This is a genomic window from Micromonospora sp. NBC_01655, from assembly GCF_026339755.1.
In the GTDB taxonomy this organism is placed as follows: Bacteria; Actinomycetota; Actinomycetes; order Mycobacteriales; family Micromonosporaceae; genus Micromonospora.
In genome coordinates, this window is the sequence record NZ_JAPEQF010000001.1 from 4,993,854 (window position 1) to 5,007,887 (window position 14,034).

Genomic DNA, 14,034 nt, shown 5'->3' on the forward strand with positions numbered 1-14,034 from the left:
GCCGCGCGCGTGGGAGTCCCGGTTGATAGAGGTACTCGCAGGGACTCCTTCGTGGCTAGGGTTCGGCATACCGTGGAGGCATGGACAATCGGGCAGAGGTTCGTGAGTTCCTCATCTCCAGGCGAGCCCGGGTGACACCGGAGCAGGTCGGCCTGCCTGGCGGCACGAACCGTCGGGTCGACGGGCTGCGCCGAAGCGAGGTCGCCACACTCGCCGGAGTGAGCGTCGAGTACTACACACGGCTGGAACGCGGCGCGATCAGCGGCGCTTCCCCGGAAGTGCTCGACAGCCTCGCCAGGGCGCTGTGCCTAGACGATGCGGAACGGGCGCACCTGTTCGATCTCGCGCACGCGGCCAACCCGGTCGCCCGCCCACCAAAACGGCGCAATCCGAAGACCTGGGCCCCGCACCAGAGCCTGCAGTGGGTGCTCGACGCCATCACCGCGGGCCCCGCATTCGTCCGCAACGGCCGCATGGACATCCTGGCTGCCAACACGCTCGCCCGAGCCTTCTACCGGGATATTTACGACATGACGGGGCAGCCACCGAACATCGCCCGGTTCACGTTCCTCGACGAACGCGCCTACGACTTCTACCCCGACTGGGACATGTTCGCCGATGTGACCGTCGCGATCCTGCGCACCGAAGCCGCCCGCGATCCGCACAACAAGGAGCTGCACGACCTCATCGGGGAATTGTGCACGCGCAGCGACGAATTCCGTCGCCGCTGGGGCGCGCACAACGTGCGCCACCACGGGGCCGGGTTCAAGACCTTCCACCATCCCGTCGTGGGCGAGATGACGCTGGCCTATGAGGGGCTGGGGATGGAAGCCGAGCCTGGGCTGTCGATCACGGTCTACGCTGCCGAACCCGGCACTCCGTCCGCAGAACGGATGCAGTTGCTCGCCTCGTGGGCCGCCACCGAATACGGCGAGGCGCGTACCACACCGCCGGAGCGTGAGAACACCGAGCTCTAGCTCAACCGGCGGCTCCGATCCTGACGTTCTGCCCGTCGAGGTGCAGGTCGTCGGTCGTGCCGGTGCGGACGAGATCATCGGAGTGGCCGAGCCCGTCGGCACGGTAGAAGAAGCCGAGGTTGCCCCAGGGCATGTAGGAGAACGGGTCGGCATTCTCCAGGGTCATGCCGGTCGCCCCATCATAGTCGACCCGCCTGGACAGTGAGGTGATCTCAGCAAGAATCCGGTAGGTATCGGTGTTCGAAGTGGGTGAGGTGGAGCGCGGCTCGGACCACGTCGCCAAGGTTTCGAGGGCTGGTGGTGCTGTGTCGCAACGTGCGCCATCGGCCGGTCAGAATGGCGAAGCCGCGTTCTCCGTGGCATCGCATGGATCGAAGTGCGGTGTTGTAGGTGCGGTTGTCGACGGCGAGGCGGCGGCCGTCGGCGGGTTGCTTGTACGGGTGTGGATGCCCTGGCCAGCGCCTTCGCAGCCGGAGTCGGCCAGGGACGGTAGCCGCAACACGGAGGCTGCCCAGTAGAGGGCGCCGGTGACATCCAGACGTTGGGCGCAGGTCAGGTCGTGCAGATGTCCGGGCAGCGCATCAGAGGTCCAGATCGGTAGCCCGTCTGGGCGCATGACCGCTTGGACGTTCGCGCCGAAGCTACGGTGTTTCCCGGAGTACCAGGCGTCGATGGTGTCGCCTTTCACGCTCACGGTGGTCTCAGCGAGGCGGTCGGTGTCGAACAGCTTCCCGTCGAGGATCACGTGCGACCAGCCGTCGGCGGCTACCCGCGCCAAGGCGTCGTGCAGGGTGGGCGCCTGTGCTGCCAGGACCCGCACGGCCTCGGCGACGTACCGGTAGGCGGTCGCCCTCGACACGCCGAACCCCGCCCCGAGGGTCGTCTTGTCCTCACCCTTGCGGAACCACACCAGGACCAGGATCGCCTGGTAAAAGCACGTCAACGCACGGGTTCCCGGTCGGGTGCCCAGCACTCGTCGCTCGGCATGAAGCAGCCGCGCCACGTGCCGCACGAGTTCCCTGGGCACGTCGAGCCTGGCAGAATAGGCGATCACGTGGAGCCCTCTCGAAGACTGGATTCTGTCGCAAGAACCTGTCTATCGATGGCTCCACGTCCGCTTCCAGCACCGTCAGGTATGGGCGTTATCTCCGTGTCATCCCATCCGACCGTCGAACCTTGCTGAGATCACCTCAGTGTGGTGACCTTCTTCCTACCGCCGCACTCCTCGAACGGGAGCGTCATCGGCAGCATCGACAGAAAGTCCCGGGTCGTGGGCGTATTTTCCTCGATGGCCACTTCGACCGTGGTCGAACCGGTTCTGAACCGCACGACCCTGTCGTCGCGGGCCAGGCGCTCTGCCACGTAGGCGAACAGGTAGTCACGGACAGCGTCGGCGTCCCCGGCCGACCGGTTGAGCAGCCGCTGCATCCGGTCCGGCGTGCCGTCGCCGGCAGCCTCGGCCAGGGTCCAGCCGTTCTTGCTCGCCAGCGGCGACAGCAACCCGACCAGGTAACTCAATGCCTGCCGGCGCGGCTCCGCACCTCCGAACCGGTGCGCAAGCCGCGCCAGCAGATCATCCAGACCCGCCCACCATCCGACAACTCATCGACCAAGACGAGTGCGACATGTACAACAACGCGTCCGCACGCGCGACTCAGACAGCGATGGAACCCACGCTGGAACGCCGCACGAGATTGCAAGTTAACGGGTGTAGAGGATTTTTGTTCCGTTGGCGTTGAGTGCGGTGACGGTGTTGATGTTGGTGAGGTTGGGTACTCGGAGGTTTTGCCATCCGGTGTTGCTGGCCGCTTCGTATACGTTGCCGTTGCGTACCGTGTAGATGATCCTTGTGTTGTCGGTTCTGGTGATCGCCGACACGGCGGTTCCGTAGACGGGTTGTCCGTTGTAGCCGACCAGCATGGCCTGCCAGTTGCCGCTGGCGGCCTCGTACACCGCGCCTCCACGTACCGTGTACACCACGACTCCGCCGTTGTAGGGGATCGCCGAGACCGCGGATACCTGGTCGTGGTTGGGCACCTGCAGATTCTGCCACCCGGTGTTGCTGGCCGCCTCGTACAGGCGACCGTCACGAACCGTGTAGATGATCCTGGTTCCGTCCGCGCGGAGCACCGCGCTGACCGCGGTCCCGTAGACGGGTTGTCCGTTGTAGCCGACCAGCATGGCCTGCCAGTTGCCGCTGGCGGCCTCGTACACCGCGCCTCCACGTACCGTGTACACCACGACTCCGCCGTTGTAGGGGATCGCCGAGACCGCGGACACCTGGTCGTGGTTGGGCACCTGCAGATTCTGCCACCCGGTGTTGCTGGCCGCCTCGTACAGACGACCGTCACGAACCGTGTAGATGATCTTCGTCCCGTCCGCGCGGAGCACCGCGCTGACCGCGCCCGCGAGAACGGGCTGCCCGTTGTACCCCACCGGCATCGGCCGCCAACCAGTGCTGTCCGCGGTCTCAGAAACCGGCGTATACGCCGGCGGGCTCGTCTCGTCGCCATCCAGGAAGACCAGCGGGTTGATGCGGGTGCCGCTTGGGTCGACCATGTGCCAGTGCAGGTGCGGGCCGGTCGACGAGCCGGATCCTGGTGCACCAGCTGCGCCGCCGGACAACCCGACGACCTCGCCCGCGCCAACCCGCGTGCCGTTGGGCAGCAGGAACTGCGACAGGTGTAGGTACTGGGTGCGGTAGCCGTTGTCGTGCTGAATGGTGACGGTGTATCCGCCGGTGCCGTTGTTCGGGTTGTTGGTCACGACACCGCCGCCGGCAGCCGGCAGCCGCGTGCCGACGGACATGCCATAGTCGATGCCGCCGAGCGAACCTCGGTTGAGATGCCCCTGCCAGGTCTCGGTGATCGGGTAGCCAGTGAAGGGGTTGTAGAAGCCTGGGACGGCGGCCACGGCCGCGTCCGCTCCGGCACCGATCGCAGTGACGGCGCCGGCCGCCACCGCTGTGTGTAAGAAAGTCCGCCTACTGAATCCGTCGCCTGCCATCAACCGACTCCCGCCTCGAGGGTGCTGTGCGCTCGTAACCTAGACAGGGCATAAACCGGCGGACATCGTGTGTTCGACCGACGGCCATACCGGGCAGTTGCCACTCACCACGCACACCCCCTCACAGATCGACGAACTCGACCAACACGTCGGATTCCCGCCACGTCGTCGGTCAATGTGGACCGCGTCAGGACGGGCGGGCAGTTGTTAGGGTCGTCGCGTGATTGTCGACGTCGATTGCAGTTGTGTGACGCGGCAGCAGGCGTCCTGCTCCTGTCACGGGGCGTGACAGGTCGCCATGTCGCCGAGTTCATGCCCGGGCAGCGTAGAGGCGGAGTTCCTGGCCTCGGCACGCCGGTACGCGGTGTCTATGCGTGGGCTCGTGCTGGTGCTCATCAGCGCTTTCGGGCTGCTGGCGGTTCCCGCTGACGCCCTGCCGCTGGGGCTTGCACTGTTCGGGCTGATCGTGGTCGGCGCCGTGGTGGACTGCTGGGCCGGGTTCTCCGGACGATTGGCATCGTTGGCGCTCACGTTCGCGGTGGCGCGTGTCACGGCGATCTGCGTGACACAGGAGTGGAGCGGTGGACAGCCCAACCAGTGGGCACTCAACGCGCTCACCGCGACAGCGATCACCATGCAGTGGGATTGGCCGCCGAGGGTGTCGCTGCCCGTCACGGCCGGGATGTTCGCGGTCAACCTGGCCGTGGTCGGCGTCGGCGAGGGAAGTGCGATCGGCCTGCGGCTGCTGGTCGAGTGCGTCATGGCGCGTCTGGCGTTCGTGTTGTTGCGGCAGTCGAGCAGGCGCGTGGACTCGTTGCGGGCACGCCGGGCCGCGCTGACGCGGGCCGGGGCGGTAGCGGTGGCGCGTCACCGGCAGGAACGAGAACTCCTCGCGTTGCTGCACGACACGGCCTCGGCGACGTTCCTCATGGTGGCGACGCATGGCCGGGACACCGATCCCGGACAGGTGGCCGAGTACGCACGGCACGACCTGATGGTTCTTACGGGTACTACGGGCGGGCAGACCTCGCAGGACAGCCCGGTGGACCTGAACGTTGCGCTGCGCTCAGTCGTGGACCGAAGCCCGCTGACCGTTGACGTCCTCTGGCGGGATGGGACGGTAGTGCCCGCCTCGGTGGCACTCGCGCTGGTGCGTGCGGTACGTGAAGCACTGACCAACGTCGAGCGGCACGCCAACGTACGCGACGCCACGCTGAGCATTCATGTTGAAGGAAACCGAGTAGTCGTCACGGTCGACGACGTGGGCGTGGGGTTCTGTCCTGGGGAGGTGCCGCACTCCCGCCGCGGCATTCGCGGCTCCGTCATCGAACGCATGACCGCAGCCGGCGGCAGCGCGCTGGTCACCTCGCGCCTCGGTGCCGGGACCTCCGTACGGCTGGTGTGGCCCGGTGACTGAGAGCCGCGCCCCGCGCGACCACGTGCACCCCACGATGCGGATCGCGCTGCTGTGTGTCGTCAGCGTCGTGCAATTCGGGCTGTGTGTACGGCCACTGGTCGAATACGCGTACCAGCCGAGGTGGGTCGCGGTGGCCGCGTTCACCGTACTGGCGCTCGTCACCGCGACCTGCGGCGTGTGGGTGGTGCGCCGAATGCCCATACCGGCCGCCGTCGTGGTGATCGGTACGGTGGCCACGCTGGCAGCCTCGGCCGGTGCCACCCACGTCCTGCCACCGGGCGGGCACTTTGGCACACCAGACTGGTCATTCGGCCTGGTGGGGTGGCATCTATTGCTGCTACTCCTGGAGCGTGTGCCCGTACTGCTCACCGCCCTGGCCGTGCACCTAACGGCGAGCCTTGGCCAATTCCTGTTGGCGGGGGTGCCGGACCGCGCCGAGATCGGTGCCGCAGGCATCGTCGCGTTCGGCACTGCCAGCATCCAGCTGGCAGTCGTGCCGCTCTCACGGATGCTGCACCGTAGAAGCCGTCAGGCGATGTCAGTGACCGCCGAGCGGGACCGGCTCATCACCAGGGTGATGTCGGCCGAGCAGTGGGAACGGGAACAGCGAACCGTCTTCGCCGGGCAGCTGGGGGTGACGCTGCCGCTGCTGGCGGACCTGGCCGATGGCGTGCTGGACCCTCGCGACGACGACACCCGACGACGGTGCTGCCTCGCGGCGACCCAGCTCCGCAGGTTGTTCGCCGAGAACGACGAGGTCCCCGATCCGCTGGTGCATGAGGTCACCGCATGTGCCGATGAGGCGGAACGGCGGGGCGTCGAGGTGTCGCTGGCGGTCAGCGGCGCGGCCGTGGCGGTGCCCTCCGACGTGCGCCGAGAACTCACCAGCCCTGTTGTGGCGACGTTGGCGGCGGCACGATCCTACGCGCGGGTGAGTGTGCTGCGGACCCACGAGGACGTGCGGGTCGCTGTGATGGCGGACGTCGGCACCAACGTAGTCACCGCGACCTCCCCACTGGTTGAGATCGACTGCGACACCTATGGCGAGTGCGTGCGAATGGAGGCCAGATGGCGGACGAGGAACAGCTGAGCGCCGTGATCGTCGATGACCACCCGGCGGTGCTGGCCGGGGTGGCCCACTGGCTGTCCTCGGGCACGCCGCCGATTCGGGTGGTCACCTCGGGCAACGACGTCCGCGTCGCGTGGCTCGGTGAGGGTGCGCAGGCCGACGTGGTCATCCTCGACCTTCACCTGGGCGGACCGACCCCCGCCGTAGGCGACCTGCGCAGGCTGGTGCAGGCGGGGCGGCGGGTCGTCGTCTACTCAATGCGCGCCGACGACGTGATCGCACTTCAGTGCCTAGAGTTGGGCGCGCTGAGCTACCTGACGAAGGCTGAGGGCGCCGAGCATCTTCTCCAAGCCACCAGGGCCGCGGCGGCCGGTCAGGCGTACACCGCGCCATCCCTGGCGGGCGCGCTCGCCGGCGACCGCTCGGCCCACCGGCCGGTGTTGTCGGTGCGTGAGACCGAGGTGCTGATCCAGTGGTTCCAGTCGCAGTCCAAGGAGTTCGTGGCTCAGCGGCTGGGGATTTCGCTGAGCACGGTCAACTCCCATCTGGAGCACATCCGGGTCAAGTACGCGATGCGTGGCCGAGCGGCCCCCACCAAGGCGGCGTTGGTAGCGCGCGCCATCCAGGACGGGTTTGTCCAGCTCGATGATCTGTGATGGTGTGCGCGGTGGGTGGCAACTGCCCGGAATGGCCGTCGGTTGAACACACGATGCATGCCGGTTCGTGCCCCGTCTAGGTTACGAGCGCACAGCACCCTCAAGGCGGGAGTCGGTTGATGGCGGGCGACGGATTCAGCAGGCGGACTTTCTTGCATGCAACGGTGGCGGCCGGTGCCGTCACCGCGGCCACCCTCGGGACGGTCTGGGTAGGAAGTGGCCCGGCACTCGCCGCCGACAACTCCAGGGCGGCATGGGACTTCTTCGTCGCCAAAGGGCTCACCGCCGAGCAGGCCGCCGGGGTCCTCGGCAACCTGGCACAGGAGTCCAACATCAACCCGCAGGCGCAGGAGCCGGGTGGGCCTGGTCGCGGGATCGCGCAATGGAGTACCGGTGGCCGCTGGGACACCACACCGAGCGCCAACGCGATGTGGTACGCCGCGTCGACCGGGCAGAGTGTCTGGAGCCTGCAGGCCCAACTCGGGTTCATCTGGTGGGAACTCACGAACATCCCTGCCTACGGTCTCGCGGAGCTGAGGAGCGCGACCACGATCGCGGACGCGACGGTCGCTTTCCAGAATCGTTACGAACGATGCGGCACGTGTCACCAGGCGACGAGAATCAGTTACGCGACCGGCTACTACAACCAGTACGCGGGAACGAGCCCGCCGGCGTATACGCCGGTTTCTGAGACCGCGGACAGCACTGGTTGGCGGCCGATGCCGGTGGGGTACAACGGGCAGCCCGTTCTCGCGGGCGCGGTCAGCGCGGTGCTCCGCGCGGACGGGACGAAGATCATCTACACGGTTCGTGACGGTCGTCTGTACGAGGCGGCCAGCAACACCGGGTGGCAGAATCTGCAGGTGCCCAACCACGACCAGGTGTCCGCGGTCTCGGCGATCCCCTACAACGGCGGAGTCGTGGTGTACACGGTACGTGGAGGCGCGGTGTACGAGGCCGCCAGCGGCAACTGGCAGGCCATGCTGGTCGGCTACAACGGACAACCCGTCTACGGGACCGCGGTCAGCGCGGTGCTCCGCGCGGACGGAACCAGGATCATCTACACGGTTCGTGACGGTCGCCTGTACGAGGCGGCCAGCAACACCGGGTGGCAGAATCTGCAGGTGCCCAACCACGACCAGGTATCCGCGGTCTCGGCGATCCCCTACAACGGCGGAGTCGTGGTGTACACGGTACGTGGAGGCGCGGTGTACGAGGCCGCCAGCGGCAACTGGCAGGCCATGCTGGTCGGCTACAACGGACAACCCGTCTACGGAACCGCCGTGTCGGCGATCACCAGAACCGACAACACAAGGATCATCTACACGGTACGCAACGGCAACGTATACGAAGCGGCCAGCAACACCGGATGGCAAAACCTCCGAGTACCCAACCTCACCAACATCAACACCGTCACCGCACTCAACGCCAACGGAACCAAAATCCTCTACACCCGATAGTTAGTATTCCGGCCGCACTCGACGATAGTCAGCGCCCCCTACCAGCAGATCCTGCACGTCCTCTGCACCGCGTCCAGCGGCATGCGAGCAAAGGGCATCTGCCTCGCCCTCGGCGTCGAGCCCTCACCAAAACACGTCGAAGGCACCCGCGCGAAGCTCAAACGCATGGTCAACCGCCGAGTCCTGGGGGAGTGTGGATCTAACGGCTCTGTCTCACATTCGGTGGTTACATCCTGTAGCGGTGTCGCAGGCGTGGCGCACGAGCCTCTGCCGTCGGCACTTCAGGGCTGGCCGGTTTCGTGTGAAGGCTGCAACCATGGATTCACTACGCTTTTTGCCCCGATAATACAGATTTAGACAGCGTTGCCGTCCAGCCGGCTGGGCCGCTACTCTCTGCTACCACCGAATGTGAGACAGAACCGTTAGCGAGACAGCCCCACGGGCTATGTCCCGGAGGCCATGTACGCGGCCAGGATGTAGTTGGGGTGCCGGTCGAGGTTCTTGCGGGCTCTGTCGTAGCGCATGGTGGTTCGCGGGGCGGTGTGGCGGGCGGCGATCTTCACGTCGCGGAGGCTGACGCCGGCGTCGAGCATGGTGGTCACGAACGTGTGGCGCAGCATGTGGGAGTGCATCCTCGGCATACGGACCCCTGCGGCAACGGCGAGGTGCTTGAGTCGGCGGGTGGTGGCGTGCCGGTCCATCCGCCGACCGTGGGTGTTGCGTAGGATCGGCCCGCTGGTGCGCTCATCGACGGCCCGGTCAATGGCTCGGGCGACCGCGGGTGGCAGCGGGACGAGAACGACCTTGCCGCCCTTGCCGCACACGCGCAGGACCCGGTGGCCGTGTTCCTCGCCCCAGGTCGGCGATGTTTGACCCGCAGGATTCCAAGATTCGCAGCCCGAGCAGACCCAAGAGCGCGATCAAGGCGAGATCGTTCGGGTTCGAGGACATGCGGGCGGTGGTGATCAGAGCTTCGAACTGCAGGTGCCCCAGTCCGAGGGTCGGCGACTCGGCCGGCACCGTGGGCCGGCGGACGTAGTCGGCGGGCGAGTGCTCCAGGATGGCGTCGATGACGCAGACCCGGTAGAACCCGACCACGACCGACAGGCGCCGCGAAACCGTCGAGGGCTGGTACCGGCGAACGTCTTGCAGCCAGCGCACGTACCGCTCGACGTCCAGCCGAGCCATGGCGAACGGATCAAGGGCTTGGTCGGTGCACCAATGGAGGAAGACTCGCAGGTCGGACTCGGTATGGACGCGAGTCTGCCCACGGTAGCGGCCCAAGAAGGCGGACACTGCGGAACGCAGAACGAGCTGATCGGTCGGTACAAGCTGAAAGCGGAAGCAGGAGAGGTTGTCATACATCACCGTGCGCCACCAGCGGTGATGAACGCCAGTCCCCCCGGAGCGGCAGATGTGCGCAGTCGATCAGCCGACTTCGTCTCCGTGGTCCAGCCACTGACGCACTGCCGCGAGATCGATGTCGGTCAGTCCCATGTGCGGGTCGACGCGGTGCAGTAGTGCCGGTTGTGGGTGATGTGCGGCGACCCATCGCCGGTCAGCGTCGCTGGTCTCGTCGTCGAGCCAGACGAACGGGCGTCCTGCCGCCCAACGCGCCAACGGTCTGGTCTTCCAGTGCACCCCACGCGGTGGTCCCTCGACATCGTCGGGCCAGTCGACGACGGGCAGAGCGGGAAGACCGATCAGGGGCGCCACGACCGTGTTGGCTTCGGCCATCCAGGTGCTGGCCCAGACCAGTTCACCCGGCAGAGCAAGCAGCCGACGACCATCGGCGGGATCGAGACGGTCCAACAGAGGATTGCCGTGGCGGTCGGGACCGTCTGCCGCCCTGTCGCTCCAACGACGACTGACTCCGGATGGCCGGGCCCGTAGCGGGATCAGCACGCCGTCGATGTCGACAAAGATCAACGATCGTCCGACGCTGGCCACTGCTGAACCGTACCGCGATGGGCGGTCCGGGCCGCTGGAGCCAGCGGCCGACAACCTTCAGCAGCGCGCGAGATGCGGCAAATCCGTGCATGTGATCTTGCTTCAGGCTGCGACGGCCGCTGGCAGAATGCGAACGGTTGCTCGGACGAATCGGACGGATTTGCGGGTTACGCGAAGACCGCGTCCTCAGGCGAACTCGCGCGCGGTGGATTCCAGCCTCTCGCGGTAAACGGCCCACCACGCCTCGTCGCCCTCGACCACGTTGTCGCCGGGCCGCCGCCAGCCGACCTGGCCGTCGACCAGTTCGCGCACGATGTCAGCATGCCCGGCGTGCCGGTTCAGCTCCGCGAGCACGTGCACGAGGATGAGGTGCAGCGTCACCGGCGTGTGGCGCCACCACCGCACCGAGCCGGGCGCGTCGATCGAAAGCGCCTCGATCGTCGCGTCCGCGTGTGCCCAGACTCGGTGCCACAGGCCGATGACGTCCTCGCGGGACTCGTCGGCTGCGGCCCACATGTCCGCGTTCGGCTCGGCGTCCTCGTCCAGGCCCGCGACGGGCTCGGGAAAGGGCCGGTCGAACACCTCGCCGAAATACCCGGCGGTCACCGAAGCCACGTGCTTGACCAGCCCGAGCAGGTTCGTCCCGGTCGGCACGAGCGGGCGCCGCACGTCGTACTCCGACAGCCCGTCAAGCTTCCCGAGCAACGCCTCGCGCGCCTCCCGCAGGTGCCGATAGAGACTCGCCTTGGCGTCGAGGTCTGTCATGCCGCCCAGGATCTCACCGCCGCGCCCGCCGCGATGCCCTGTACGCCCGCGTTCCGAACCGCGGCTCTGCGCCGGTCACGCGATTTCGGTTTCTGACTGCACCATGTCCATGTGTCGACGTCCGTCGTAACGGTGGGTAGCGCGCGCCTCGCGGCAGAGCCGGATGTCTGCGCGTGCCCTCTGGCTGGAGCGAGCTTGTCCTATGCCTGTGCTCTAATCCCGTCATGCATGTCGTCGTCTGCGGCGCACTCGTGGAGAACAGCGCGGTCCTGCTGGTACACCGCAGCCCGACCCGCCGGGCATACCCGGATCTCTGGGATCTGCCCGGGGGGCACGTCGAAGCGGGTGAGTCGGAACTACAGGCCCTCGCGCGTGAGATGCACGAGGAGCTAGGGGTTCACATTGTGGCGGAGTCCTCGTCACGGTTGGGCGACCTGCATGCCGGCAGTGGCCAGGACGCCGTCCAAGTGGGCGTCTGGCAAATCAGAGACTGGGTCGGCTCTCCCACCAACCGTGCACCGGAGGAGCACGACGACATCGCATGGGTCGGGATCAGCGAGCTGGGCGGCCTTCGCCTCGTGTTTGGCGCTCTGCCGGCATTGCTTCGTTCCCTGCCTGAGCCTGACCGGCTGCCTCGTCGCGACAAAGCATGGACAACCGCATCGCCGAGCGGCCCGTAGATCCATCGCTGCTCGGCACTTCCGTCCGGTTGAATCCCCTACATCCGGTCATCGGCTAGATGGGGTATGACGCTCCACGTGAATTCGTTGTCAGGCACTGCTGTACGCGCGGCCTGCCGATACGGAACTGCCGCGCGAGGTCAGCGCGGCCCGGGCCCCGCAGCGCGGCCGGCGGGGTGGGCGAGAATTTAGATTGACCTCAGTCGACGCGCGGGGGATACATGACGGTTTTCGGCTGCCGGACCTGTGACACCGCTCTGACGGTTCCAGTGTCGAGGGTGGTGCTGCCCGTCCACGCGGGCCAGAAGTACGGGAACGGGCCGGGATCGCTCGCCCCGGCACTGGAGCCCGGCACGTTCGCGGTGAATCCGCTGCCCTCCGGTTCGCCGTGGCGCCGGTGGGCCGAGCTTGAAGCCGGTGTAGCGGACGGACGCCTCACAGCCTGAGCGCGCAACGATGCCCATGGATGACAAACCTGGTTTCCGTCCGGGGCAATCGGGGGGGGTTTCGGGGGGCGGTCAAAACTTCATAGACAAAAGCCAAAGCCCTGACCAGCATTCCCGCTGGTCAGGGCTTTTTCTGTGTCGGGACGGCCGGATTCGAACCGACGACCCCTTGACCCCCAGTAGTCCGGTGGCCCAGCGGCATGCTCACACACGTTTGCCCAGGTCGCCTGAAGCATAAACCGGCCGAGTAAAGGAGTCGTGCTGCTCTCCGCCCGCCACCAGCCTGGCCGACACGTGGCGCCACATCCGGACACGCTTGGAACCACCGGGCCGTGACCAATCTCAGCGCCAACCACGGTTCGATTGTCGAGTCCGTACTTTCACCGTCGGTCAGAGATAGGACACCGGGGCCCATCCACAGGTCTGTCGGCCGTTACCCATGACGCGCACAATCGGCCACATGACGATCACCGCGGGCGCGCCGCCCACACACAACACGCCTGCCGACCTCGCTCTGGGGTTCCTGACGGGCGGGGTGATCGGGGCGTCGCTGACCGCCTTCATCGGTGGCTGCGTCGTCGAGAGGGCGCCGCTGATCGTCACGGGGCTGGTCCTGCCCGCGGTCTACGGGCTTCTCTTCCTCCTCGCCACGCTGCCGCGCCGTGCCCGAGAGGCGGCCGTCGTGCCGCGCACGGCACTCGCGGTGATCGAGAGTCTGGAGGCCATCGGGGGTGAGACCAGCGACGTGCCGGTGCGGTTCGAGCTGTCCGTCGCGCCGGACGACGCACCCGCGTTCCGTGTCGAGATACGGCAGGACGTCAACCTCGTCGAGCTGCCCGAATACCGGCCGCGCGGGGTCGTGGTGGTGGAGTATCCGCCGGACCGACCGTGGAACACGCGGATCGTGAAGCGGCCGACGCCGGAGTGGGAGGAGCGGGCGGCCGTGGCCCAGGTGGACTCGGCGCCCGGTCCGGCCATGAAGAGCGAAACCCCGGGGGGCTGTTTCAGCGCGCTCTTCACTCTCCTCGGGCTGCTGCTCGGCGCGGCCATCGTGCTCCTGCTGTTCCGGGTCGACCTGTTCGACTCCCACGAGGGCGACAGCGGCGCCGCCAAACCATCCGTCTCCTCCTCGTCGTCCACGACCACCGTGACGTCGGCGACGGGCACGGTCACCCTCGGTCCTGGCCAATCGATGCTCGACGAAGGCGAACTGCGCAAGGCCGTCCAGTCGTTGACGCCGGGCGCGGACAAACGTCAGGCGCTCACCGTCGTCGTGCAGGACCGCCTGCTGACGGTCGTCTTCTCCCCCATCGGCGTGACGAGCGCCGGGTTCGACCCGAGGTCCCTGCCCTACGACCGCGTCCCCGGCCTGGTCGAGGAGGCCAGGACCACCCTCGGCGTCGAGTCCCCGCAGAGCTGGCAGCTCACCGCCGACGGCGTCACCGGCTCGCTCACGCTCAGGGTCGTGGTCACCGGCGTCGGGGGCACGGGAACGCTGGAGGCGGATGGACAGGGCAAAGTACTGCGGCGCAGCGGCAGTTGACCGGCTCGGCAGGAGGAGGGCGCATGGGGTGGGACGGGTTTCTGGTGCTGTGGTGCGCGGTGTGG

At 67.1% G+C, this 14,034-nt stretch carries 15 protein-coding genes and 3 pseudogenes; 8 read left to right on the forward strand and 10 right to left on the reverse strand.

What is annotated here, in order from left to right; translation table 11 throughout:
* The first annotated feature begins 80 nt into the window (after positions 1-80).
* Positions 81-977 carry a helix-turn-helix transcriptional regulator gene (locus OOK41_RS22490; RefSeq protein ID WP_117672907.1) on the forward strand — a complete coding sequence of 299 codons (897 nt, stop codon included), beginning with the start codon at positions 81-83 and terminating at the stop codon, positions 975-977.
* A gap of 1 nt (position 978) precedes the next feature.
* Here the strand turns inward: OOK41_RS22490 and OOK41_RS22495 are convergent, their stop codons facing one another.
* From OOK41_RS22495 to OOK41_RS22520, 6 genes and pseudogenes are all read right to left on the reverse strand, one after another.
* Entirely contained in the window at positions 979-1,143 is a 165-nt protein-coding gene (locus tag OOK41_RS22495) for a hypothetical protein (RefSeq protein ID WP_266266608.1), read from the reverse strand.
* Between the two features lie 46 nt (positions 1,144-1,189).
* Positions 1,190-1,528, reverse strand: coding sequence for a transposase family protein (locus tag OOK41_RS22500; RefSeq protein WP_323136266.1), 339 nt, complete (start codon positions 1,526-1,528; stop codon positions 1,190-1,192).
* Positions 1,507-2,031, reverse strand: a pseudogene (locus OOK41_RS22505) (transposase family protein); the annotation flags it as partial. The gene OOK41_RS22500 and the pseudogene OOK41_RS22505, both read right to left, overlap by 22 nt.
* Before the next feature lie 131 nt (positions 2,032-2,162).
* Positions 2,163-2,339 carry a cyclophilin-like fold protein gene (locus OOK41_RS22510; RefSeq protein ID WP_266267937.1) on the reverse strand — a complete coding sequence of 59 codons (177 nt, stop codon included), beginning with the start codon at positions 2,337-2,339 and terminating at the stop codon, positions 2,163-2,165.
* Positions 2,325-2,558 (reverse strand): annotated as a pseudogene (locus tag OOK41_RS22515) (transposase); the annotation flags it as partial. The gene OOK41_RS22510 and the pseudogene OOK41_RS22515, both read right to left, overlap by 15 nt.
* A gap of 120 nt (positions 2,559-2,678) precedes the next feature.
* The gene (locus tag OOK41_RS22520) at positions 2,679-3,938 is read right to left on the reverse strand and encodes a M23 family metallopeptidase (protein WP_266266609.1); all 1,260 of its coding nucleotides are present in this window, start codon (positions 3,936-3,938) and stop codon (positions 2,679-2,681) included.
* Between the two features lie 427 nt (positions 3,939-4,365).
* Here OOK41_RS22520 and OOK41_RS22525 point away from each other — a divergent pair, with 427 nt between their 5' ends.
* From OOK41_RS22525 to OOK41_RS22540, 4 genes are all read left to right on the forward strand, one after another.
* Positions 4,366-5,400 carry a sensor histidine kinase gene (locus tag OOK41_RS22525; protein ID WP_266266610.1) on the forward strand — a complete coding sequence of 345 codons (1,035 nt, stop codon included), beginning with the start codon at positions 4,366-4,368 and terminating at the stop codon, positions 5,398-5,400.
* 34 nt (positions 5,401-5,434) lie between these two features.
* Positions 5,435-6,490: a hypothetical protein gene (locus OOK41_RS22530; protein WP_117672906.1), complete on the forward strand. Its 1,056-nt coding sequence runs from the start codon at positions 5,435-5,437 to the stop codon at positions 6,488-6,490.
* The gene (locus OOK41_RS22535) at positions 6,469-7,125 is read left to right on the forward strand and encodes a response regulator (RefSeq protein ID WP_117672902.1); all 657 of its coding nucleotides are present in this window, start codon (positions 6,469-6,471) and stop codon (positions 7,123-7,125) included. Before OOK41_RS22530 ends, OOK41_RS22535 begins: the two co-directional genes overlap by 22 nt.
* A gap of 119 nt (positions 7,126-7,244) precedes the next feature.
* Positions 7,245-8,585 (forward strand): phage tail tip lysozyme, encoded by a 1,341-nt coding sequence (locus OOK41_RS22540; RefSeq protein ID WP_266266611.1) that lies wholly within the window; start codon positions 7,245-7,247, stop codon positions 8,583-8,585.
* Between the two features lie 443 nt (positions 8,586-9,028).
* On the opposite strand, the gene OOK41_RS22545 is transcribed toward OOK41_RS22540, so the two are convergent.
* The 4 genes from OOK41_RS22545 to OOK41_RS22560 all read right to left on the reverse strand — a co-directional run bounded on the left by OOK41_RS22545 (position 9,029) and on the right by OOK41_RS22560 (position 11,300).
* On the reverse strand, positions 9,029-9,409 hold the full coding sequence (locus tag OOK41_RS22545) for a tyrosine-type recombinase/integrase (RefSeq protein WP_266266612.1): 381 nt from the start codon (positions 9,407-9,409) through the stop codon (positions 9,029-9,031).
* The gene (locus OOK41_RS22550; RefSeq protein WP_266266613.1) at positions 9,345-9,950 is read right to left on the reverse strand and encodes a hypothetical protein; all 606 of its coding nucleotides are present in this window, start codon (positions 9,948-9,950) and stop codon (positions 9,345-9,347) included. Before OOK41_RS22550 ends, OOK41_RS22545 begins: the two co-directional genes overlap by 65 nt.
* A gap of 63 nt (positions 9,951-10,013) precedes the next feature.
* Positions 10,014-10,514 (reverse strand): HAD domain-containing protein, encoded by a 501-nt coding sequence (locus OOK41_RS22555; RefSeq protein WP_323136267.1) that lies wholly within the window; start codon positions 10,512-10,514, stop codon positions 10,014-10,016.
* Between the two features lie 207 nt (positions 10,515-10,721).
* A complete protein-coding gene (locus OOK41_RS22560; protein ID WP_266266615.1) occupies positions 10,722-11,300 on the reverse strand; it encodes a DinB family protein in 579 nt (192 codons plus the stop codon).
* Positions 11,301-11,524: 224 nt separating this feature from the next.
* On the opposite strand from OOK41_RS22560, the gene OOK41_RS22565 reads away from it, so the two are divergent.
* The 3 genes and pseudogenes from OOK41_RS22565 (at position 11,525) to OOK41_RS22570 (ending at position 13,969) form a co-directional block, all read left to right on the forward strand.
* Positions 11,525-11,980 carry an NUDIX domain-containing protein gene (locus OOK41_RS22565; protein ID WP_266266616.1) on the forward strand — a complete coding sequence of 152 codons (456 nt, stop codon included), beginning with the start codon at positions 11,525-11,527 and terminating at the stop codon, positions 11,978-11,980.
* Positions 11,981-12,201: 221 nt separating this feature from the next.
* A pseudogene (locus OOK41_RS31950) lies at positions 12,202-12,399 on the forward strand (hypothetical protein); the annotation flags it as partial.
* 487 nt (positions 12,400-12,886) lie between these two features.
* Positions 12,887-13,969 (forward strand): hypothetical protein, encoded by a 1,083-nt coding sequence (locus OOK41_RS22570; protein ID WP_266266617.1) that lies wholly within the window; start codon positions 12,887-12,889, stop codon positions 13,967-13,969.
* The last annotated feature ends 65 nt before the right edge of the window (positions 13,970-14,034 follow it).

What these genes read in the sequence shown, in the direction of transcription:
- OOK41_RS22490 (WP_117672907.1), top strand. Translation starts at nt 81, where the DNA reads ATGGACAATCGGGCAGAGGTTCGTGAGTTCCTCATCTCCAGGCGAGCC.
- OOK41_RS22495 (WP_266266608.1), bottom strand. Translation starts at nt 1,143, where the DNA reads ATGACCCTGGAGAATGCCGACCCGTTCTCCTACATGCCCTGGGGCAAC.
- OOK41_RS22530 (WP_117672906.1), top strand. Translation starts at nt 5,435, where the DNA reads ATGCGGATCGCGCTGCTGTGTGTCGTCAGCGTCGTGCAATTCGGGCTG.
- OOK41_RS22535 (WP_117672902.1), top strand. Translation starts at nt 6,469, where the DNA reads ATGGCGGACGAGGAACAGCTGAGCGCCGTGATCGTCGATGACCACCCG.
- OOK41_RS22540 (WP_266266611.1), top strand. Translation starts at nt 7,245, where the DNA reads ATGGCGGGCGACGGATTCAGCAGGCGGACTTTCTTGCATGCAACGGTG.
- OOK41_RS22550 (WP_266266613.1), bottom strand. Translation starts at nt 9,950, where the DNA reads ATGTATGACAACCTCTCCTGCTTCCGCTTTCAGCTTGTACCGACCGAT.
- OOK41_RS22560 (WP_266266615.1), bottom strand. Translation starts at nt 11,300, where the DNA reads ATGACAGACCTCGACGCCAAGGCGAGTCTCTATCGGCACCTGCGGGAG.
- OOK41_RS22565 (WP_266266616.1), top strand. Translation starts at nt 11,525, where the DNA reads ATGCATGTCGTCGTCTGCGGCGCACTCGTGGAGAACAGCGCGGTCCTG.
- OOK41_RS22570 (WP_266266617.1), top strand. Translation starts at nt 12,887, where the DNA reads ATGACGATCACCGCGGGCGCGCCGCCCACACACAACACGCCTGCCGAC.